Origin of the sequence: Streptomyces reniochalinae, from assembly GCF_003323735.1 — a bacterium.
GTDB classification, from domain to species: domain Bacteria; phylum Actinomycetota; class Actinomycetes; order Streptomycetales; family Streptomycetaceae; genus Streptomyces; species Streptomyces reniochalinae.
The window spans coordinates 1-5,190 of record NZ_QOIM01000065.1 but is presented as its reverse complement, the minus strand read 5'-3'; the positions used below and the strand labels follow the sequence as shown (position 1 = coordinate 5,190).

Annotated in this window: 1 protein-coding gene and 1 pseudogene; both read right to left on the bottom strand. The window is 71.1% G+C overall.

All coding sequences use genetic code 11. The features are described from left to right. Positions 1–2,261 (bottom strand): annotated as a pseudogene (locus tag DQ392_RS33905) (type I polyketide synthase); the annotation flags it as partial. A gap of 60 nt (positions 2,262–2,321) precedes the next feature. Then, a partial coding sequence (locus tag DQ392_RS33900) for a type I polyketide synthase (protein WP_114019541.1) occupies positions 2,322–5,190 on the bottom strand: 2,869 nt, incomplete at its 5' end.

The following is a 5,190-nucleotide window of genomic DNA, read 5'->3' as shown; positions in this document are numbered from 1 at the left end:
CCATGCTCGGTCGCGAGTGTCTTCACCCTCCGCCCCTGAGCCGTGAACGCCTCCACGATGGCCGCGACAGCGTCCGGATCGCCGGAGATGACGGTGTGGCGGGGTGTGTTGTAGGCCGCGACACACACCTGATCACTGAGGTGGGGGGTGAGTTCGTCTGCGGTGGCTTGGATGCTGGCCATCGCGCCGGGAGGCAGCTGCCCCATCAGCTCTGCTCGCTTGACGATCAGGCGTGCGGCATCCGCGAGGGAGAAGACTCCCGCGCAGTGGGCAGCGCTGATCTCCCCCACCGAGTGCCCCGCCAGAACGTCGGGCTTGAGGCCGTGGTGTTCCAGGAGGCGGTGCAGGCCCAGGTGGAGGGCGAACAGTGCGGGCTGGGTGTAGTAGGTGTGGTCCAGCAGCCTGGCCGCCTCACTGCCCGGCTCGGCGCACATGACCTCCACCAGCGACCGGCCCAACAGGGGGTCGAGGTGTTGGCAGGCTTCATCGACCGCCGCCTTGAACACCGGCTCAGCGGCATACAGCCCGGCGCCGGCCCCCGCGCGCTGCGAACCCTGCCCCGAGAACAGGAACGCCGTCCGCCCGGAGGCGTCGGCAGCCTGACCCGGGCACACCACACCGGGGCGCGTCTCGTCCTGGGCCAGGGCGCGTAGGCCCTCGATCAGCTCGTCACGGTCCGTCCCGGTGACGACCGCGCGGTGGTCGAAGACCGTACGTGTGGTGGTCAACGCCCCCGCAACAGCCCACGCCCCCAGGTCGGGACGAGTGCGCAGATGCTCCTCCAGCCGGGCCGCCTGGGCCCGCAATGCCACCTGCGACTTCGCCGACAGCGTGAACGCCACCCGCCCTGCGGGCTCCGCAGACGCGGAGGCATCCTCAGCTGCAACGTCCGTGACAGGCCAAGCTTCGAGAATCAGATGGGCATTCGTCCCGCTGATCCCGAACGAGGAGACCGCAGCCCGCCGCGGACGCCCGGTCTCCGGCCACGCGGTCGTCTCGGTCAGCAGTCGCACCGCGCCCGTCGACCAGTCGACGTGCGGGGTGGGCTCGTCCACGTGCAGTGTGCGCGGCAGCAGACCGTGCCGCATCGCCTCGACCATCTTGATCACACCCGCCACACCCGCAGCAGCCTGCGTATGACCGATGTTCGACTTCACCGACCCCAACCACAACGGCCGATCGTCGGGCCGGTCCTGCCCATACGTCGCCAACAGCGCCTGCGCCTCGATCGGATCACCCAACGTGGTGCCCGTACCGTGCGCCTCCACCACATCGACATCGGCCTCGCTCAGCCGCGCGTTCGCCAGCGCCGCACGAATCACCCGCTCCTGCGACGGACCATTCGGAGCCGTCAGACCGTTGCTCGCGCCGTCCTGGTTGACCGCGCTGCCCCGGATGACGGCCAGTACCGGGTGGCCGTTGCGCTGGGCGTCCGACAGTCGCTCAAGTACCAGCAGTCCCACGCCCTCGCCCCACGCGGTGCCGTCCGCCGAGGCGGCGAAGGCGCGGCAGCGCCCGTCCGGAGACAGTCCGCGCTGGCGGCTGAACTCCACGAACGGTGCGGGTGTGGACATCACCGTGACGCCGCCCGCCAGGGCGAGCTCGCACTCGCCGTTGCGCAGTGCGTGCGCGGCCAGGTGCATGGCGGTCAGCGACGACGAGCACGCCGTGTCGATCGTGACCGCCGGGCCCTCGAACCCGAAGGTGTAGGAGATCCGCCCGGAGACGGTGCTCGCCGAGGTGCCCGTGGCGAGGTGGCCTTCGACGCTTTCCAGGACGCCGGACAGGGTTCGTGTGTAGTCCTGGCCGTTGGTTCCGACGAAGACTCCCGTGTTGCTGCCCCGCAGGGTGGCCGGGAGGACGCCGCTCAGTTCGACGGCGTGCCAGGCCGTCTCCAGCAGCAGCCGCTGCTGCGGGTCCATCGCCAACGCCTCGCGCGGGCTGATACCGAAGAACTCCGCGTCGAAACCGCCGGCGCCCTCGATGAACGAGCCGTTGCGGGTGTAGGTGTGTCCGAGCCGGTCGGGGTCGGCGTCGTACAGCCTGTCGATGTCCCAGCCGCGTGCGGCGGGGAACTCCGAGACCGCGTCCCGGCCTTCTCGCAGCAACGTCCAGAAGCCTTCAGCGGACTCGACACCACCCGGGAAGCGGCAGCCCATGGAGACGATCGCGATCGGCTCGTGCGCCCTCTCCTCGACGTCCCGCAGACGGCGGTGGGCCCGGCGCAGATCAGTGGTGGCGCGCCGGAGGTACTCTCGCAGTTTGTCGTCACTCACCGTGCCGCCTCCCCCTGGGTCCGGATGTCATCAGGCGTCGTCACCTCAGAAACGTCCCAACTCGTCGTCGAGCGTCTTGAAGAGCTCTTCGTCGCTCGCCGTCGCGGTGAGAACGTCCTCTTCGGGCTCGCCGCCGCGCAGCGGGGCGGAGTCACCGAGCTGCCACAGCAGGGCCTGGAGCCGCTTGGTGAGCTTGTCGTGTGACCCGCCGGACGGCGGACGTTCCCGCAACACCGCCTCCAGCGCCTCCAGCTCGGCCAGGCCGGGCGTCGGCGCGGTGGTCTCGTCGGGGAGCACCGCGCCGCGCAGGTAGCGGGCGAGGGCGTGGGGCGTGGGGTGGTCGAAGACGACCGTCGTGGGCACCCGTACGCCCGTCGCGGCGTGCAGTCTGTTGCGCAGTTCGACGGCCGTGAGCGAGTCGAACCCCAGGTCGCGGAAGGCCCGGTCCGCGGCGACCGCCCGGTCTGACGGATACCTGAGCACCGAGGCGACCTCGCCCCGTACCAGCTCCAGCACGAGAGCGTCCCGCTCGGACTCGGGAAGCGCGGCCAGGCGTCCCGCCAGGTCCGGTTCACCGACGCCGCCCCGGCGTGCCGGCACTCGTACCAGGTCCCCGAGCATCCGGGGCAGAGCACCCGCCATCGCGTGCGCGCGCAGAGTCGTCATGTTCAAGTCGGCCGGTACCAGGGCGGGGCGGACGTCGCCGCCCACAGCCGCGTCGAACAGGGCGAGCCCCAGCTCGGCGGGAAGCGGCTCGACGCCGACGCGGGCAAGGCGCTCCTCACCCGGAACCCCGAGCTCCGCGGCCATCCCGCTCTGTTGCTCCCACAGCCCCCAGCCGAGGGAGACCGCGGGCAGACCCCTCGCGCGGCGGTGGTGGGCCAGGGCGTCCAAGAACGCGTTCGCCGCCGCGTAGTTGGCCTGCCCTGCGTTGCCGAGGGTGCCCGCGAGGGACGAGAACATCACGAAGGACGAGAGGTCCGCCTCTTCGGTCGCCCGGTGCAGCTTCCAGGCGCTGTCGGCCTTCGCACGCATGACGGTCTCGACGCTCTGCGGCGTCAGGCTGAGCAGTGTCGCGTCGTCGAGGACCCCGGCCGCGTGGACGACCATCGTCAGTGGATGCTCGTCCGGAACGCGCTTCAGCACGTCCGCGAGCGCAGCCTCGTCGCTCGTGTCGCACGCCTCGACGGTGACCTGCGCGCCGAGGGCCGTCAGCTCGTCCCTCACCACCGAGGTCGCGTCGGTGAGGCCGCGCCGGCTGAGGAGGAGGAGATGTCGCGCCCCGTGCTCGCGCACCAAGTGCCGGGCGACCGCCCCGCCGAGCTCTCCGGTGCCGCCGCTGATGAGAACGGTGCCGTCCGGGTCGAGGGGCGGCTGCGGCGCCTCAGGGCCGGCAACCGCGGCGGACGTGCGCGCCAGCCGAGGCGCGAACAACTCGCCCCCGCGCAGCGCCAGCTGCGGCTCACCCACCGCCAGTGCCGTGGAAAGGGCCGTGGCGGAGGTCTCGGACTCGTCGAGGTCGACGAGCAGGAACCGGTCGGGCTCCTCACTCTGCGCGGAGCGCAGCAACCCCCATACCGCGGCACCGCCCAGGTCGGTCACGTCGTCCTGCGCCGTGTGCGCCACACCGCCCCGGGTCACGACGACGAGTCGCGACGCGGTGAACCGGTCGTCCGTCAGCCAGTCTTGCAGCAGGCCCAGCGTCTCCCGTGTGACGACGCGTGCCCCGCGGGCCGCGTCGGAGTCCTCGCCGCCGCTGCCGTCGCACGCCACGAGTACGCACGACGGCACCGGAGTGCCGGTGTCGACCGCCGCTCGCAGCTCGTCGAGTGACCCGTACGACGCCGCGGGTTCGCTCGTCTTGAGGAGAGGGCTGTCACCCAGCACCACCCAGTCGCCCTGACGCGCCGCGGACGAGTGGACACGGTGCCACTCCACGTGGAACAGAGCATCTCGGCGCACCGAGTCCCGCAGTTCACCGCGGCGCAGCGGTCGCCAGCGCAGCTGGTCGACGTCGGCGACCGGGCCGCCTTCGGCGTCCACGACCGAGACCGACGCCGTACGGGGGCCCGTCACCCGCAGCCGGGCACGTACCGCGGAAGCCCCCGTCGCGTGGAGGGCCAGACCGGACAGCGCCTCCGGCACGAGAACGCACTCGTCGCCGCCCTCCGCCCGCACCGCCTCGACCAACAGCGGATGCAGCACGCTGTCGAGCAGCGCCGGATGAAGCGCGAACCCGGCACCGGTGACGTCCTCGGGCAGATCGACGTCGGCGTACACGTCCTCACCGTGCCGCCAGACCTCGCGTACCCCCTGGAAGGACGGGCCGTGACTGAAACCGGCCCGCACCAGCTCCTCATAGAGCTCGCCCACATCGACCGGCACCACTCCGGACGCGGGCAACTCGCCGTTGAACGGCACGGGGCGCGCCGTGCCGGAAACGTCGCCGGACAACAACACACCGGACGCGTGCAGCACCCACTCCCCGTCGGAGGGGCTCTCGGTCCCGTCCGTACTGGGACGCGTGTGCACGGTGAAGCGGTACCGCCCGGGCACCTCCTGCTGCCTGACCCCCACACGCAGTTGCACGGACGCGTCCTCCGACATCACCAGAGGAGCGCCGAACTCCATCTCGTCCAGGACGCTCAGCCCCACTTCCCGGCCGGCGTGCAGAGCGAGCTCGACGAAGGCGGTCGCAGGCAGGACGACCGAGTCCTCGATCGCGTACTCCCTGAGCCAGGGATGGTCGTCCAGGACCAGGCAACCGGAAAAGAACATCGCTCGCTCATCCGGCGCGTCGATCGCAGCACTGAGGAAGCGGTGGTGTGTGGGGTTGAGTCCGAGGTTGGTGGTGTTGGTGGGGGTGGGTTGTTGGAGCCAGTAGGTGTGGTGGGTGAAGGGGTAGGTGGGGAGG